The following is a 16,931-nucleotide window of genomic DNA, read 5'->3' as shown; positions in this document are numbered from 1 at the left end:
TAATCTCTCGCAACATAACCATGTCCTGAGTGAATCCTGGTTCCTATTTTGTTTAGACCAATGTTTTCAACGAGATTAAAAATAACATCTATTGGGCAGAATTGCAACCCTTTTTTTCGGGAAGAAACGAAAACTTTTTTCCGCTTTAATCCCGTATACACAGTATGTAGGTGAAGCGGTTTCGGTACCTTGCGAGGCGTCCATTCCGATATCATTTTTTTGTGAACAAAAGCAAAAAAAGAAGCCGCATTCAGCGGCTCCCAGGTTCAAGGCTTATCGGTTAAGCTTCAAATACAAACAACTTCTTGGTCAGCATCGCTAGTCTTTCGTCGATGCCGGCAATTTGCAGACGGTCCTTCGTTTGATTGCGCAGGTCAAGCAACTCGTTAATCGCGTTGTTGACCAGCTCGATTTCACGTTCGATCAAGCGGCTCTTGAACACACGCTCCAACTGGCCGACCGTATCCTTGTATTCGAATACGACCCGTGTGCCCGACGATGTGCTTTCAACGATTTTGCGGACGCTGCCATTTGTATAATGGTAGATCATCGTATAATGGCTGTAGATACGATTAACAACTGCGTCTCCACGGAAAGCCGTCACGGCTTTGCGCATGGCGTTGGTCAGCTTGGGGTGAATCAGGCGGCAAGAGAGTTCACATACATAGTGGTCTTGCTGACGTTCAAACGTCAGTGTGACCTCTTCCTTCCCTGCTACGTCTTCGAGAACCAGCTCCTGGTTTCCGTTATCGAGGACCTTCACGTTCATGCATACCTGCTGGTCATCGAAAAACCGAATAAATTGCTTCATCTCATCGCTCGTCAATTGCAGTTTGGCACTTACATACTCTGTGGCTAGCCGCTGAGCCATAAAAATCTCCTCAATTCTTTAAACTTGCGCTTTTGTTCTTAATGCCTAAGTATATTATACGTGATCAGAGCTTTTTATTCCTGCCGTTCAGCCTCGATATTCTCGCATATTTCTGAAAAATCCCGTAGATTTCACGAGGAACGCTGTATTTCTTGCTGTATCCTCTGCATTATAGAGGAAGTTATTGATCTATCTCCGTTATATGCCCAATCGCTCCATTAATGACCTCCCACAGCTTCTCGCGGCCAAGCCCCGTCTCCGAAGAAAACATGACCAGCGAGTCGCGCGGATCCGCCTCAAGCGTTTCTTTGATTACCTTTACATGCTTGTCCCATTTGCCTTTCGGGATTTTGTCCGCTTTCGTGCAGACGATGCAGGTCGGCACATTGTAATGCTTAAGCCAATGATACATAAGTACATCGTCCTTTGATGGAGCATGACGCATATCGATAACAAGAAGCTGCAGCTTCAGTTCCTTGCGGTCGCGAATATAAGTCTCGATCATTTGCCCGAAAAGCTCTCGCTGCGTTTTTGATACTTTCGCATAGCCATAGCCGGGAAAATCGACGAAATAGACCATGTCATTCACGCGATAATAGTTAAGCTGCTGCGTCTTGCCGGGCTGCGAGCTTGTTCTTGCCAGGTTTTTACGCAAGATCAATTTGTTAATGAGCGACGATTTACCGACATTGGAACGCCCTGCCAGAGCAATCTCTGGCAAGGCGTCAACTGGATATTGCGAAGGTCTTACTGCACTTATGATAAATTCTGATTGAGTAATTTTCATCCGATTACTGTTCCTGCTTTCTCTTCGGTGTTAGCCGGCAGCAGCGCATGCTGCAGAACTTCGTCCATATGGCTGACAGGAACAAAAGTCATTTCACTGCGTACGCTGTCCGGAATATCGCTTAAGTCGCGTTCGTTATCCTTCGGCAGAAGCACCTTTCGGATGCCTGCCCGATGAGCGGCGAGCGATTTTTCCTTCAAGCCGCCAATCGGAAGCACGCGGCCGCGCAGCGTAATCTCGCCAGTCATCGCCACTTCCTTCGATACATACCGGTTCGTCAGGGCGGAGATTAAAGCGGTTGCCATCGTTATGCCGGCAGATGGTCCGTCTTTAGGTATCGCGCCCTCCGGAATATGAATATGGATATCCTTGTTTACATGGAATTCGGGATCGATACCAAGCTCAATGGCCTTGGACCGCGTATAACTGAATGCGGCCTGCGCCGATTCTTTCATCACGTCGCCAAGCTTGCCGGTCAAGGTAAGCTTGCCGCTGCCCGGCATAACCGTTACCTCGATCACCAGCGTATCGCCGCCTACCTCGGTCCAAGCGAGGCCTGTTACGGCACCGATCTGATTCTCGACCTCGGCCGTGCCATGACGGAACTTCGCAGGTCCAAGCCATTCCTTCAGCAGCTGAGGCGTAACCGTCAACGTCGCTGCCGAAACCTCCGCGTGGGCTTGCTTTTCCTCCGTTGCTGCAGCATTATCGTCTCCACCAAAAGCCGCCTCCAGCGTATTCAGCTCGGGAGCTTCATACGGCTGACCGGCCAAATCGCCTTCGGTCCGCTCCTTGCTGCCAGCCTGCGGCTTGGAACCCTCGGATACAATATGCTTCGCGGCTTTCCGGCTCAAAGCGGCAATTTGCTGCTCCAGATTCCGCACGCCGGATTCACGCGTATATTCGCGGATCAGCTGCAGGATAACCTCGTCCTCGACGACTAGCTGATTTTCCGCCAGTCCATGCTCCCTGCGCTGCTTCGGCAGAAGGTAGCGTTCCGCGATCTGCTGCTTCTCCAGCTCCGTATAGCCCGGAATGTAGAGCACTTCCATCCGGTCTAGCAGCGGACGCGGAATATTATGCAGCGAGTTGGCCGTTGTGACAAACATCACGTTAGACAAATCGAACGGCACCTCGATGAAGTGGTCGCTAAACGTATTGTTCTGCTCCGGATCAAGCACCTCAAGCAATGCGGATGAAGGATCACCGCGGAAATCGCTTGCCATCTTGTCGATCTCGTCGAGCAGGAAGACCGGATTATAGGATCCTGCGGTCTTCATCCCCTGAATGATCCGTCCGGGCATAGCGCCTACATACGTGCGGCGATGACCGCGGATTTCCGCTTCGTCGCGAACGCCGCCCAGCGAGATTCGAACGAATTTGCGGTCAAGCGATTTGGCAATCGAACGGGCAAGAGAGGTTTTGCCGACACCAGGAGGCCCTACAAGGCAAAGGATCGGTCCTTTCATCTTCTTCACCAGCTGCTGTACCGCCAAATATTCAAGCACGCGTTCCTTCGGCTTCTCCAGGCCGTAGTGATCGTTGTTTAGGATCTCTTCCGCCTTGCTTAGGGATAAGTCGTCTTCCGTATGCTTGCTCCAAGGCAATGCTAATAACCAATCGATATAATTGCGGATCACGCCGCCCTCGGCGGAGGTTGCGGGCATTTTTTCCAGACGGTCGATTTCCTTCTCGACTTTCTCCCGCACATTGTCAGGAACTCCCGCTTCATTCAGCTGATTGCGAAGCTCCTCGACCTCGCCGGCGCGTCCTTCCTTCTCGCCAAGCTCCTTCTGGATCGCTTTCATCTGCTCGCGCAAATAATATTCCTTCTGCGTCTTCTCCATCTGCTTTTTGACGCGCTGGTTAATTTTGCGTTCGAGCTCAAGCACCTCGCGCTCATTATTCAGGATATCAAGCAGACGCTCCAGACGCTCCCGGACATCGATGGTCTCGAGAATATCCTGCTTATCCTTGATCTTCAGCGACAAATGGCTTGTAATGACATCGGCAAGCCTGCCCGGCTCATCGATATCCGATACCGCCGCAAGCGTTTCCGGCGTGACCTTCTTCGATAGCGAAATATAATGCTCGAACTGGCTGAGTACCGACCGCATAAGCGCATCCACTTCGGGATCGTCAGTCTCCGGCTCAGGAAGCTCGAGCACCGTTACTTCGTAAAACTGTTCATTAGGTACATAATCCACAACCTCTGCCCTTACAACGCCTTCAACAAGCACGCGGATCGTACCGTTTGGCAGCTTAAGCATCTGTCTGACCTTCGCAATGGTGCCGACGCGGTAAATATCGTCTTCTGTAGGCTCTTCAATATTGACTTCGGATTGCGAGCACAGAAGAATCATATGATCGTCGATCATGCATTTCTCCAGCGCCCGCACCGATTTGTCCCTTCCCACATCAAGGTGGAGCACCATGCTGGGATATACAAGCAGCCCCCTTAAAGGAAGCAGGGGAAGCCGACGGCCTTTTGTTTTTCCGGATCCCACACCAGCACCTCCAATTGTTTCGAATACCCTATTTTATCATTCCACGGAATCCGCCTGCAAATAGGGAACCCCCGAAGCGATAAAAAGATCGGAACCGACATGGTTTTCAACCTCTGCGACGACGGTTTCGCCAATTGGGAAGACATATCTGAACACCTCGTCAACCCGGTCAACCGGTATGACTTTCAGCCCTTCCAGATTCGCGAAAATCACCTGCCAGTTCTCGCGCGGAATAATGACCGTCTCCGCGCCAGCCTGGAACGCCGCTTCTACCTTCGCAAGCACGCCGCCTACCGGCTTCACGTTGCCGTGTATGCCAATCTCGCCGGTCATCGCCAGCTTGTTGTCAATCGGCACCTCTTTGATTGCGGAGGCAATTGCCGTTGCCATGGCAATACCGGCGGATGGTCCGTCGATTGGCGTGCCGCCAGGGAAGTTGATATGCAGGTCATAATCCTGCGGGTTCAGTCCGTAACGGCGGAGCATCGTCAGCACGTTTTCAACCGAACCCTTCGCCATGCTTTTCCGTCTAAGTGTCCGGGAACCGCCTCCCAGCTCTTCCTCGTCGACAACGCCGGTAATCGTATATTGGCCTTTGCCGGCAGCCGCCGGAATAGCGCTGACTTCGATTTCAAGCAATGTCCCCATATTAGGACCATACACCGCTAAGCCGTTAACGAAACCGATCTGTGGCGCTTCCGGCACTTTGCGGTCCGGACGAGGCGGAATTTGGCTGCTGTTCACAACCCATTCCACATCCGCTGCCGTGATGGCATCCCGTTTCTCGGATAAAGCGATACCGGCGGCAAGCTGAATAACGTTAACCGCTTCGCGTCCGTTCGTCGCATATTTCTTCACTACGTCCACGGCATCCGGACATGGAGCAAAGCCGATTTTTTTAACGGCGTTCTCGGCAATAGAAGCAATCTCGCTTGCGAGCAGCGGACGGAAATAAATCTCCATGCAGCGCGAGCGGATAGCCGGAGGCAGATCCTGCGGCGAACGCGTTGTAGCACCCACAAGACGGAAGTCGGCAGGCAGACCGTTTTGGAAAATATCGTGGATATAAATCGGGATATTCGCATCCTCCGAATTATAATAAGCACTCTCCAGGAATACCTTGCGGTCTTCCAGTACTTTTAACAGCTTATTCATCTGGATGGGATGCAATTCACCGATTTCGTCGATAAAAAGGATCCCGCCATGCGCCTTTGTCACCGCACCCGGCTTCGGCTGCGGAATGCCGGCTACGCCCATCGCCCCGGCTCCTTGATAAATAGGGTCGTGAACGGAGCCGATCAGCGGATCGGCAATTCCGCGTTCATCGAACCGGGCCGTAGTTGCGTCAATCTCGGTAAACTTTGCTTCGTTCAGAAACGGCGAGGAAGGATTCTTCTTCGCTTCCTCCAATACTACGCGGGCAGCCGCCGTCTTACCGACACCCGGAGGTCCGTAAATAATGACATGCTGCGGATTGGCGCTGCAAAGCGCCGCCTTAAGCGCGCGCAGACCGTCTGTCTGCCCCACGATGTCCTGCATCGCCTGCGGCCGTGTTTTCTCCGCAAGCGGCTTGGTCAGCGAGATGGAACGCAGCTTGCGCAGCTTATCCATCTCCTTGCGCGATTCCCGATCGACCGCAGAGCGGTTCGTCTTTTGATTGCGCAGCAGATTCCAGAAATATAAACCAATAACCACAGCAAAAAAGACTTGGATCAGCATCAAAACCATACTTAAACTCATTAATATCTTCTCCTCTCAAAGCGAACTATTCCGGCAAAAGAGTACGTAATTGGTAGTATTGCCCCTTGCTGCAGGGAATAATCGCTTCCGGAAGAAAAAAGAGGCATTCCTCGTCAACCGCCGATTGGGGTTGCTTCAGAATGCCTCTTTTATTAGATGGCAGAGAGTTCGTTATGCATGCGCATGATTTTTGCGTCCCGGAATTTCGCCAGTCGCTTCGAAAACGCGTACGATCTCGTCGATTTCTTTCTTAAGCTCGTTAAGAAGCTCTGCTTCCGGCACTTTGCGGATCATCTCTCCGTAACGGAACAGCATGCCTTCGCCTCGTGCACCCGCAATGCCGATATCCGCCTCGCGTGCTTCACCGGGGCCGTTAACGGCGCAACCAAGAACGGACACCTTGATTGGCACCTTCACCTTGGAGATATACTCCTCCACCTCGTTCGCGATCGAGAAGAGATCGATATCCAGGCGTCCGCAAGTCGGACAGGAAATCAGGGTTGCCGCGTTCGTAATCAGGCCAAAGGTCTTGAGCAGCTCGCGGGCTACCTTAACCTCTTCTACCGGATCCGCACTCAAGCTGATACGCACCGTGTTGCCGATTCCCATCGCGAGCAATGCGCCGATACCAGCGGAGCTCTTGATTGTCCCGGAATGAAGCGTACCGGCTTCGGTAATGCCAAGATGCAGCGGATACTTGATTTTCTCCGCAGCCATGCTGTAAGCCGCAATCGCCATCGGCACGTCGGACGCTTTCAGCGATACGATAATATCATGGAAATCCAGCTCCTCCAGAATGCCGATATGGAAGAGCGCGCTCTCCACCATCGCTTCCGGCGTAGGGTAGCCGTATTTCTCCAGCAGATGGTTCTCAAGCGAGCCGGCATTAACGCCGATCCGGATTGGAATGTTGCGTTCCTTGCAAGCCTTCACGACAGCTTCAATCTTCTCGCGGCGACCGATGTTGCCCGGGTTAATCCGGACTTTATCAATGCCGTTCTCAATCGCCAGAAGGGCAAGACGATAGTCGAAATGAATATCGGCAACAAGAGGGATATGAATCCGTTTCTTAATTTCCTTAATCGCATCAGCAGCTTCCTTATTGTTGACGGTAACCCGCACAATCTGGCAGCCTGCTTCTTCCAGTCGCAAAATCTCGGCTACTGTAGCCTCTACATCAGCCGTCTTTGTTGTACACATACTCTGAATGATGACTTCATTGCTGCCGCCAATCGTCAGGTTGCCGACTTTGACCGGCACAGTATCCTTGCGCAAATACATAAAATGATCTCTCCCATGAACGTCAAAAGTCCACCCTTTGACGAGCGAAAAAAATCCGCAGCCAAAGGGTGGAGGCGATGACGGTAATGAACTTAGGCGCTTTCTTCCTTCTTCTTGCCCTTCTTCGCAGTCAACTCCGGCATGATTTTGTCTTTTACGTTTTTCTCCGTAATAAGACAAGTGCTCACGTCGTCGCGCGAAGGGACTTCGTACATCACTTCAAGCATAATACCCTCGATAATGGCACGCAAGCCGCGGGCACCCGTGTTCCGTTTGATCGCTTCTTTGGCGATTGCTTCCAGAGCAGCAGGTTCAAAGTCCAGCTTCACGTTATCCATCTCAAGCAGCTTCTGGTACTGCTTCACCAAAGCATTCTTCGGCTCGGACAAAATACGCATCAGGGCTGCTTCATCAAGCGGCTCCAAAGTCGAAATAACCGGCAAACGGCCTACGAACTCAGGGATCAAGCCGAATTTAAGCAAGTCTTCCGGCAGAACCATGGACAGGTATTCGCCCGGCTTCAGGTCCTTTTGAACCTCGCCGGTCGAGCTGAAACCGATCACTTTTTTGCCGATACGGCGTTTGATCAGCGATTCCAGACCGTCAAATGCGCCGCCGCAAATGAACAGGATGTTCGTTGTATCGATTTGGATAAACTCTTGGTGCGGGTGCTTGCGTCCGCCTTGCGGTGGTACGGATGCAACCGTGCCTTCGAGAATTTTGAGCAATGCCTGCTGCACGCCTTCGCCGGATACGTCGCGAGTAATCGACGGATTCTCGGATTTGCGCGCTACTTTATCAATCTCATCGATATAGATAATGCCGCGTTCGGCCTTCTCCACATCGTAATCCGCAGCTTGAATGAGCTTCAGCAAAATGTTCTCAACGTCTTCGCCGACATAGCCGGCTTCCGTCAGCGAAGTTGCGTCCGCAATCGCAAACGGTACGTTCAGGATTTTTGCCATCGTTTGAGCAAGCAGCGTTTTACCCGAACCTGTAGGACCTACAAGCAGGATATTGGATTTTTGAAGCTCAACGTCTTCAATCTTGCTTTGCGAGTTGATCCGTTTGTAATGGTTGTATACCGCAACGGAAAGGGATTTCTTCGCAAATTCCTGACCGATTACGTACGAATCAAGAATAGCACGGATATCCTTTGGTTTCGGAATGTCCTTCAGATCAAGCTCTTCCTCATGTCCAAGCTCCTCTTCCACGATTTCCGTGCAGAGCTCGATGCATTCGTCGCATATATAAACGCCGGGACCGGCTACCAGTTTACGTACTTGCTCCTGGGATTTTCCGCAGAACGAGCATTTCAGCTGGCCCTTCTCATCATTGAATTTAAACATGCCTTTTCACCCCTTCGATTAAATCCTTAGGATACCGGAGTTGTTATTACTTTGTCAATCAAACCATAATTCAGAGCGTCTTCCGCGCTCATGAAATTATCGCGATCCGTATCGCGGTCGATTTTCTCGTAAGGCTGACCGGTACGCTCCACATAGATTTGATTCAGCTTTTGCTTCGTCTTCAGGATCCAGTCCGCATGGATTTTAATATCCGATGCCTGGCCGCGAACGCCGCCAAGCGGCTGATGAATCATAACTTCCGCATTCGGAAGGGCGAAACGTTTGCCTTTCGCGCCGGCTGTAAGGAGGAGCGAGCCCATGCTTGCCGCCATGCCCATACAAATCGTAGATACGTCAGGCTTAATATATTGCATTGTATCATAAATCGCCATACCGGCCGTTACCGAGCCGCCAGGCGAATTAATGTACAAATGGATGTCTTTCTCCGGGTCGTCGGCCGCCAGAAAAAGCAGCTGTGCGATAACAGAGTTTGCTACATCATCATCGATAGCGCTCCCGAGAAAAATGATTCTGTCCTTGAGCAAGCGCGAGTAAATATCGTAAGACCGTTCTCCGCGATTCGTTTGTTCAACTACGATAGGTACCAGATTCATGCGACCAACCTCTTTTCTATTATGGCTTTTTGGTTCATGTTTTCTATTGTATCACGTCAAATGATCAATGTCATTTTTCCATAATACAGTATACGGTGAGCATCGCTCGATATGTACTGAAGATCATTCTTCAGGTAAGGCTATTGCATTATGTAGGGTGAAAAGAAGGCACGTATCTGACGATGACGTGCCTTTTTTCCTATTTATTCAATTGATCTATTACGCTCCAGCAACTTCAGCTGTTTTGCTGTTTTCAACGAGGAATTCAATCGTTTTGCGAAGCTCGATGTCTTCTTTCAAGCTGTCGATTTGACCGTTTTTCTCGAAGATGTCGCGAAGCTCAGCCGCAGGACGGTTGTAAGCTTTCGACAGGGATTCGAGTTCTTCGTTTACGTCTTCTTCGGAAACCTGAATGTTTTCCGCTTTAGCGATCGCGTTCAGAACCAGGTTGTTGCGAACGCGTTTCTGTGCGTCTTCTTTCATTTGATCGCGCAGAACTTGCTCGCTTTGGCCGGAGAACTGATAGTACAGGTCGATGTTCATGCCTTGCATGCGAAGACGGTTCTCGAAATCGCGGAGCATAAAGTCAACTTCAGTGTTAATCATTGGTTCCGGCACTTCTACTTCAGCAGCTTCAGCCGCTTTTTCGATTACAGCGTTTTGCAGGTTGCGTTCCGCTTCGCCCTCTTTGTTTTCTTTCAGCTTGGAGACAAGATCCTGCTTGTACTCTTCAAGAGTGTCGAATTCGCTGATGTCTTTTGCGAACTCATCGTCAAGAGCCGGCAGATTTTTGCGTTTGATTTCATGCAGTTTTACTTTGAACACAGCTGGTTTGCCAGCCAGGTTCTCAGCATGGTAGGACTCAGGGAATGTTACTTCAACATCCTTGAAGTCGCCTGTTTGCATGCCAACAACTTGATCTTCAAAGCCTGGGATGAAAGAGTTGGAACCCAGTTCAAGGGAATAGCTTTCCGCTTTGCCGCCGTCGAATGCTTCGCCGTCTACATAACCGTCGAAGTCGATTACAGTGATATCGCCGATTTGAGCAGCACCTTCTTCAACAACAGTCAGCTCAGCGTGGCGTTGTTGCAGGCGCTCCAGTTCAGTGTTAACTTCTTCGTCGCTAACTGTCGCCTCAAAGGATGGAACTTCCAGACCTTTGTATTCGCCGAGAGTTACTTCAGGGCGAACGATAACTTTCGCTTTGAATTTGAACGATTGGCCTTTAGCGAATTGTTCAACGTCGATTTCCGGACGGTCAACAGGACGTTGCTCCGTCACTTTTACTGCTTCTTCGTAAGCTTGCGGCAACAGGATGTCAATTGCATCCTGGTACAGGCTTTCCACGCCGAAACGGGATTCGAACATTCCACGAGGCACTTTACCTTTACGGAAGCCAGGTACGTTTACCTTTTGAACGACTTTCTTAAATGCTTGATCAAGTGCTGCAGCGACTTTCTCAGCATCAACCTCAACGTCGATCGACACGAGGTTCTTGTCTATTTTTTCCCAAGTTGCTTTCATTTTATGCTTTCCCCTCCAAAATTACGCATCACGCCAATTAGTATTCGCTTCATAAACCACTCTATTATAATCAACCTTGGCCATCATTTCAAGGCTGATGATCATCTTCGTTAGATTGCTGCATGGCAGCTACCTGCCGAAGAGTCCTGCATGCCTGCTCGTAACGGAACCTCAATGGTTCGGTTATGCCATACGCCTCGCGGATATCGTCATCGTTCGCGGAGCCGTAAACCGTAAGCAGCAAGGTCAAATGGAGCGCAGCCGCATAGCTGTCGACCGTCTCGTCATCCTCCCTCTGCATCCACTGGTAGGCCGAAGTTCCATACAGAAATTGGAGACTTTCCTTCCACAGTTCCCTGGCAAAATGAGGAAGAGTCGGATCGTCCGCTTCCGTCACGGCTTCCACCCGCTCCAGAATCCGGATGACGGGCTGCGGAAAATCATCCAGCGCCAGCGGTGTCGCCTCTATATCAAGCTCCACCTTCTCGCCCATCCGGTCAAGCATGACCGAACCGGATATCTCTCGCTTCTTCAGGCATTGCAAAGCCTTGAATTGCACAGCTGGGTGAATGGTCTTGCCGCTCGAGCTCGTGAGCCAGTCCAACATGACCTGGTCCACCTCCGGCGAGTGTATGTATGCCGCGCGTTCCAGCGCCAGGATCTGCTGATCGATCATCGGATGATGCTCCATAATATAGAGCACTTGCTTGATATAAGCTTCATCCTGCTCCGGCGGGTTCAAGAGCTGCTCGCGAAAGCTCTCTTCGCTCTCTCCCTCTTCTTCGTCCGCGCCGCTTGGCATACCGGCGCCTTCGGAGCCCGGAAACGCCATTTCCAGCCAGGTAAGGAGGCTGCCCCATTCCTCGTAATGCCGTTCATCCTCACCGCGGCACTGCAGCAGGAAGCGGAGCAGATTTTTGGCTTCGCTGTATTGCTCGGATTCCAGCATGCGGGTGAGCTGAATTTGATAATGATCCAGCATCTTCGGAAATAAATATACGTTGTCTGGTGTAGTTATGGTATCACCGCCTTATCGGTCAAACCGCATCATTCGTCTGCCTGTTGCTTGCGTTCGATTATATCACGGAACCTATAAATATAAAAACTCACTTCCCTTTAGTCTTGATTTTCTATTCGCGCCTATGCTATATTTACCAAGCGAATTTGATTCACCAGTATGGTTTAAGACATTTTTAAAAAATACCACTTGCCAAGCCAATCAACTACATGCTATACTCACTCTTACGTGTCCCAGTAGCTCAGCCGGATAGAGCACACGCCTTCTAAGCGTGCGGTCGGGGGTTCGAATCCCTCCTGGGACGCCAGTTAAACAAATTACGTCGCGATTGATGACGATTTAAAACCCGCAAAAATCTTGTTAATTCAAGTGTTTGCGGGTTTTTTGTTGTCTTCGTATATACATCAAGAATACGATTGAAGTAGATAAGTTTTGAATTTATTTTGCACATTTTTTACACATGTCTACTTTGCATTTTTAGTTACTTCTATATAAGTGAGATGATCTTTAACACTTCATTCAATGGCATTCCACTCTTAACAGCTAACTCTTCACAAAAACAGCAGCAGATACATACCGGCTGCTGGCGTGCTGTTTTTAACTAACTTCCCCCGTTGACCCGTAAATAAAAAAAGCTCAAACGGAAATTATAGTTTTGAGGTGAATTCAAATAAAAAAACACTTAAAGTGTCTAACACTTTCCATTGCAGTGCTTGTCTGTTACGCGGTCATTCAAACATCTCCAACTAATGCACAACCAAAAGAGGACAAGGTTTATAAAACAACGTATGCAACAACTGAAGACATTTTCCTAGACACCATATATCCTGAACTAAATAAGTTTGTGTTAGGCCAGTATGACGCACAAGTGCATTAGTCAGAGCTCAAAATTATAGAAATTAGTCGACTAGTGAGCCCCAGCAAATTTACTAATCAAGCAAAGATAATGATTAAAGTAAATGGAGAAGATGTCCATCACTGGGGTTTAGACACAATCACTCTAAATTACGACTCCCATTATCACAACAGTGAAGTAAATAATACTAAGTACTAGGTATCTCTTGTTGCTAGCCCTAACAACCGGCATGCGATTTGCTGAATTGGTTGGTTTGACAAGGGATGATTTTGATTTCAAACGTAATGAGATCAGGATTAATAAGACTTGGGGATATACAAATACAATGCACGAGGGTTTTGGGGCAACAAAGAACGAACAATCTGTTCGTGCCATTAAAGTGGACAGCCATACTATGGAAGTCTTTAATACGTGGTTTGATCAAACACGAAACAATATTCATGGACTTGTATTCTTTAGCCCACAATCTAAATATAAGGTTATTAGCAATAATGCTGCTAACAAGGAACTTGAGAATTTGTTAATTGAACTCGGAATCGAGCCAATCAGCGTGCACGGACTAAGGCATACGCATGCCAGTGTGATGTTATATAAAGGTATTTCCATCTACTATGTGAGTGAGCGTTTGGGACATGGCGATATTGAAACAACGCTGTCTCACTATGCACATATTGTTAAAGAACTGCGGGAAAAAGATGAAAACACAACAACATCATTGTTCGAGAGAATGGCAAATTAATAAAACAAGGCAGCCGATTATGCTCAGCTGCCTTATTTTCATTCTTACTTGAATGGCATTTCTAGTTCTTTAAGTTCACTCGTAACCTGTTCTGCTTCTTCCAAATTCTTAGCAGGCGAACTTATAACAAGTTTAGACGCCCCGTCATAATTCTTAGATGTAAGTTGTTTATATAGATCAGGATCATCTACTTCAAAAGTTATTCTTTCATCTTTAGGATCAAAGAAAACCTGACCTATATACATTGCTTTACTACCCACATAGTATTTTATTCCGAATGAACTCACAAATCGTACATTATCAAACTTGATGTCACCTATTGTTAATGAACCACTAAAATTATAGTTCTTTTTATTGTAAGTCCCTTCTAGGATAATCTCTGTTTCTTTATTAAAATTATCGCCATAGATATATGCTGGACTATCCATTTTTATTTTCTGATTTGGATTTGAACAACCTATACACATTGCGGAAAGAATAGCAACCATTAATAAACTAAATATTGTTCTCACTAAAACCACTTCCTTTGTTTAAATAAAATTAAGAACAGGATTAGACCCTGTTCTTAATTTTAATTTTACTAATAATAAATTGAAAATTTAAAAAGCAACTTCCCCCCAGCGTTACGCTATAAAAGAGGATAATGAGTAAATTTTTTATTCCTATCTTAAAAGTTGAATGCTTATATCCGGATTTTCTTTTTGAATTACCTTAAGAGACGCTTAAACAATTATCATTGTTTCACCATTTAGGGAATCATTACTATTGGACCATTAGAATTAATGACTATTTATCTATTGTTAACCGTTTGTAAACATGCTGTCTTTAACTTCAGTTATTGAGAAAGTATATTTTTTTCGTATCTAGAATTAATTCAAAGGGTTAGTTTATTTTTGTCGTTTTACACACTTTTTACACATTAATTCGAAAAAACCTTGCAATTTAAAGGATAAGTTAGGCTTATCTACGTCCTCCTGGGACGCCATTTTTATGCCTATTCATAACCCGCAACACCTTGTTCATCAAGGGATTGCGGGTTTTTTGCGTTATTTTCGGACACAGCCCAATAGGAAATCCCCGTCAAGCTATATCTTCCGTTACGCTTCTACTCCACAGCTGCTAATTGAAGAGCTATTCCTTGCCATTACGTTGTTGGTTTCACGATTGGTCAGAACGGTTTTCTCATGGGTCACGCCCCAGTCCCTCATCAGTACGATAAGCGGCCTTAACGATTCGCCAAACTCGGTTAGCGAGTACTCCACCCTTGGCGGAATCTCCTTATAAATTTCCCTGTGGATGACGCCGTCGCTTTCCAATTCCCTCAATTGCAGCGTAAGCATACGCTGCGTGATCCGGGGAAACAGTCTGCGCAGCTCGTTAAAGCGTTTAGGTCCTTCCGTCAAATGGTACAGAATAACGCCTTTCCACTTGCCGCCGATGACGTCTACCGTAACGGTAACCGGGCATCCGAAATTAATGATATCCGTTTTATTATCCATGATTAAAACCCCTTTGCTTTGAAACTTGTAAGCTGTTTTCCTTGCCAGTCCTTTAGTATCTTTTTTAATACTATCACACAATATTGATATTATCCTACAAAAATGTGCGTACTTGTTGCCATGCATACGGGAATGTAAGATCTAATTTATCAACGCGTTGATCAATAACCGGATACATGGAAGGAAGGCACTAATAATGAATAACGTAAAAATAATGAATAACGTACAAAAAAAGAAAGAAATTTTGGATGCATACGCATTCCGGCATGCCACCAAGCAATTTGATCCCGACCGGAAAATCTCCGACGAGGATTTTCGGTTTATTTTGGAAACGGGAAGACTATCTCCGAGCTCCGTCGGGTTTGAGGGATGGAAATTCCTCGTCGTTCAGAACGAAGAGCTCCGGATGAAGATCCGCGAAGTTTCATTTGGCGGACAAGGACAGCTCCCTACCGCAAGCCACTTTGTCATTCTTCTTGCCCGCAAGGATGTAAGATACGATTCCAAATACGTCGAGTACATCTACAAGAATATCAAGGGCTTATCGGATGAGGCATTCAAGGCTATTCCCTCGGCGTACAAGAACTTCCAAGAGAATGATCTTCACATCCTTGATAACGAAAGAACGCTAATTGACTGGGCATCCAAGCAAACGTATATTCCGCTCGCCAACATGATGACGGCCGCTGCGCAAATCGGCATCGATTCATGCCCGATGGAAGGATACAACAAAGATAAGGTTACGGCTATTTTGAAGGATGCTGGCATCCTGGATGAGGAAGTATACGATCTGTCGGTCATGGTAACCTTCGGATATCGCGCGTCTGAGCCAAAACATCCGCAAGCCCGGCGTCCAATAGACGAAGTTGTCGAGTGGGTACATTAAGCAAGAGACCCGCAGGCGCCTTATTCTGCAAGGCGCCTGCGGGTCTCTGGTTGATTTATACGATAGCTGCGGATTTGTTCGCAACAAATTGATAAAGCTTCTCTACATGCTCGTCCGTCATTTCGCAGCTGTTGTCGTAAACAAGGATGGACGATTGCGGAATTTCCCAATGAATATCCGGTACGAAGGCTACGCGTTTCTCGAATTGCGACCAGTTATCCAGCTTCCATTGATCGCGTTCGGTCTGACGCCCGATAATGCGATTCTTCTGAAGCTCGATGTTCTCCAGCGTGACCACGATTACTTTTACGTCCACTTGCTCTCTTGTCAGACCCGCGCCCGAGATGACTTCTTCAATCCAAGCATTATTTTTAAGCTCCGCCGTAAAAGGAGAGATCATAAATACGTTTTGGCCGGCAGCCAGATTCTCGATGCAAATATCCTTGGTCGTATCGTATTCCAAATCGCGAAGGTTTTGTTTGTAGAAATCCGAATCGCGGTCGTTCTTGTCGAGCCCGTTACGTTCCAGCATCGCCTCAACGAAACGTCCCCCTACCGTATCGCGGTCCAGAAAAGCAGCCGGAATGCGTTCCGAAATTTTTCTGGCTACGGTTGTCTTGCCTGTACCTGCTACTCCTACGAAAAACACTAACTTTTGCAATGCTTGATGCCTCCACTTTAAAACTAGTTTTATCCTCCTATTGTACCACCCCTTGCCCAATAAAGGTATCACAAAGGTAACAAAATCCGTCAATTACGGACATTGCACTTACAAAAAAAAGGATAATGTTCTCCTGAGAGCGTCATTATCCCTTGTTGGTCTATTTTATAGACGGCCCGGATCCAAAATTCCCATCGCTTCTACATGCTTCCTGGTGGTCTCGGTTCCATGCTCATGTATAAACAGATAAATATCGCGGAGAATGGCATCGTAACCCGCATTCATCCGTTTATCGCTTGGAAGGTCCTGCAGCGTTCCTACCGCGTAATTGTAATGCCCGGTTATCGCCTCATCCATGCTGGATAAATCCTCGAACATCACCTGCAGCTGATTAAATTCCTCATCGTTTGCCAAAATCTCCAGCTCGTAGGAGGCCGCTCCCTGATCCCGCAAAATTTGCCCGGCCTGGACCGAGACATAATATTTTTTACGCTCATCGCCTGACATAGGTGAATACTCAGCTCCTTTTCACAAACATGCTCTTTTAGCATCCCCCGGCGGACAGACATTTTATCCCTTTTTTCCGCATATAACGGATA

The 16,931-nt window shown here is 47.8% G+C and carries 15 protein-coding genes and 1 tRNA gene; 3 read left to right on the top strand and 13 right to left on the bottom strand.

What is annotated here, in order from left to right; all coding sequences use genetic code 11:
• Positions 1 to 280 precede the first annotated feature (280 nt).
• The 9 genes from WFJ73_RS18085 to WFJ73_RS18045 all read right to left on the bottom strand — a co-directional run bounded on the left by WFJ73_RS18085 (position 281) and on the right by WFJ73_RS18045 (position 11,655).
• Positions 281 to 871, bottom strand: coding sequence for a non-ribosomal peptide synthetase module (locus WFJ73_RS18085; RefSeq protein ID WP_336774387.1), 591 nt, complete (start codon positions 869 to 871; stop codon positions 281 to 283).
• Between the two features lie 181 nt (positions 872 to 1,052).
• On the bottom strand, positions 1,053 to 1,658 hold the full coding sequence (gene yihA / locus WFJ73_RS18080) for a ribosome biogenesis GTP-binding protein YihA/YsxC (protein ID WP_015846005.1): 606 nt from the start codon (positions 1,656 to 1,658) through the stop codon (positions 1,053 to 1,055).
• Positions 1,655 to 4,165 carry an endopeptidase La gene (gene lon / locus WFJ73_RS18075; protein WP_336774386.1) on the bottom strand — a complete coding sequence of 837 codons (2,511 nt, stop codon included), beginning with the start codon at positions 4,163 to 4,165 and terminating at the stop codon, positions 1,655 to 1,657. Before lon ends, yihA begins: the two co-directional genes overlap by 4 nt.
• A gap of 36 nt (positions 4,166 to 4,201) precedes the next feature.
• Entirely contained in the window at positions 4,202 to 5,905 is a 1,704-nt protein-coding gene (gene lonB / locus WFJ73_RS18070; protein ID WP_336774385.1) for an ATP-dependent protease LonB, read from the bottom strand.
• 171 nt (positions 5,906 to 6,076) lie between these two features.
• The gene (gene ispG / locus WFJ73_RS18065; RefSeq protein WP_336774384.1) at positions 6,077 to 7,186 is read right to left on the bottom strand and encodes a flavodoxin-dependent (E)-4-hydroxy-3-methylbut-2-enyl-diphosphate synthase; all 1,110 of its coding nucleotides are present in this window, start codon (positions 7,184 to 7,186) and stop codon (positions 6,077 to 6,079) included.
• A 92-nt stretch (positions 7,187 to 7,278) separates the two neighbouring features.
• Positions 7,279 to 8,535: an ATP-dependent protease ATP-binding subunit ClpX gene (gene clpX, locus WFJ73_RS18060; protein ID WP_015846009.1), complete on the bottom strand. Its 1,257-nt coding sequence runs from the start codon at positions 8,533 to 8,535 to the stop codon at positions 7,279 to 7,281.
• 26 nt (positions 8,536 to 8,561) lie between these two features.
• On the bottom strand, positions 8,562 to 9,149 hold the full coding sequence (clpP, locus tag WFJ73_RS18055; RefSeq protein WP_127494642.1) for an ATP-dependent Clp endopeptidase proteolytic subunit ClpP: 588 nt from the start codon (positions 9,147 to 9,149) through the stop codon (positions 8,562 to 8,564).
• Between the two features lie 219 nt (positions 9,150 to 9,368).
• Positions 9,369 to 10,673 (bottom strand): trigger factor, encoded by a 1,305-nt coding sequence (tig, locus tag WFJ73_RS18050; protein WP_336774383.1) that lies wholly within the window; start codon positions 10,671 to 10,673, stop codon positions 9,369 to 9,371.
• 88 nt (positions 10,674 to 10,761) lie between these two features.
• Positions 10,762 to 11,655: a hypothetical protein gene (locus WFJ73_RS18045; RefSeq protein WP_336774382.1), complete on the bottom strand. Its 894-nt coding sequence runs from the start codon at positions 11,653 to 11,655 to the stop codon at positions 10,762 to 10,764.
• Positions 11,656 to 11,921: 266 nt separating this feature from the next.
• Between WFJ73_RS18045 and WFJ73_RS18040 the strand changes: the two genes are divergently transcribed.
• Positions 11,922 to 11,998, top strand: a tRNA-Arg gene (locus WFJ73_RS18040).
• Between the two features lie 730 nt (positions 11,999 to 12,728).
• Positions 12,729 to 13,286, top strand: a complete 558-nt coding sequence (locus tag WFJ73_RS18035) for a site-specific integrase (protein WP_336774454.1) — start codon at positions 12,729 to 12,731, stop codon at positions 13,284 to 13,286.
• A 44-nt stretch (positions 13,287 to 13,330) separates the two neighbouring features.
• Here the strand turns inward: WFJ73_RS18035 and WFJ73_RS18030 are convergent, their stop codons facing one another.
• Together WFJ73_RS18030 and WFJ73_RS18025 are read right to left on the bottom strand one after the other, a co-directional pair.
• Positions 13,331 to 13,798, bottom strand: coding sequence for a hypothetical protein (locus WFJ73_RS18030; RefSeq protein ID WP_336774381.1), 468 nt, complete (start codon positions 13,796 to 13,798; stop codon positions 13,331 to 13,333).
• A 585-nt stretch (positions 13,799 to 14,383) separates the two neighbouring features.
• The gene (locus tag WFJ73_RS18025; protein ID WP_336774380.1) at positions 14,384 to 14,785 is read right to left on the bottom strand and encodes a winged helix-turn-helix transcriptional regulator; all 402 of its coding nucleotides are present in this window, start codon (positions 14,783 to 14,785) and stop codon (positions 14,384 to 14,386) included.
• Positions 14,786 to 14,996: 211 nt separating this feature from the next.
• Between WFJ73_RS18025 and WFJ73_RS18020 the strand changes: the two genes are divergently transcribed.
• Positions 14,997 to 15,671 (top strand): NAD(P)H-dependent oxidoreductase, encoded by a 675-nt coding sequence (locus WFJ73_RS18020; RefSeq protein ID WP_442955963.1) that lies wholly within the window; start codon positions 14,997 to 14,999, stop codon positions 15,669 to 15,671.
• Between the two features lie 55 nt (positions 15,672 to 15,726).
• Here WFJ73_RS18020 and WFJ73_RS18015 read toward each other — a convergent pair whose 3' ends face one another.
• Both WFJ73_RS18015 and WFJ73_RS18010 read right to left on the bottom strand, forming a co-directional pair.
• Positions 15,727 to 16,332, bottom strand: coding sequence for an AAA family ATPase (locus WFJ73_RS18015; RefSeq protein ID WP_336774379.1), 606 nt, complete (start codon positions 16,330 to 16,332; stop codon positions 15,727 to 15,729).
• 165 nt (positions 16,333 to 16,497) lie between these two features.
• Positions 16,498 to 16,839, bottom strand: a complete 342-nt coding sequence (locus WFJ73_RS18010; RefSeq protein ID WP_336774378.1) for a hypothetical protein — start codon at positions 16,837 to 16,839, stop codon at positions 16,498 to 16,500.
• Positions 16,840 to 16,931: the final 92 nt, after the last annotated feature.

Source organism: Paenibacillus sp. MMO-58, from assembly GCF_037146255.1.
Taxonomy (GTDB): Bacteria; Bacillota; Bacilli; order Paenibacillales; family Paenibacillaceae; genus Pristimantibacillus.
The sequence above is the reverse complement of the archived record's forward strand: the minus strand, read 5'-3'. Positions and strand labels throughout refer to the sequence as shown.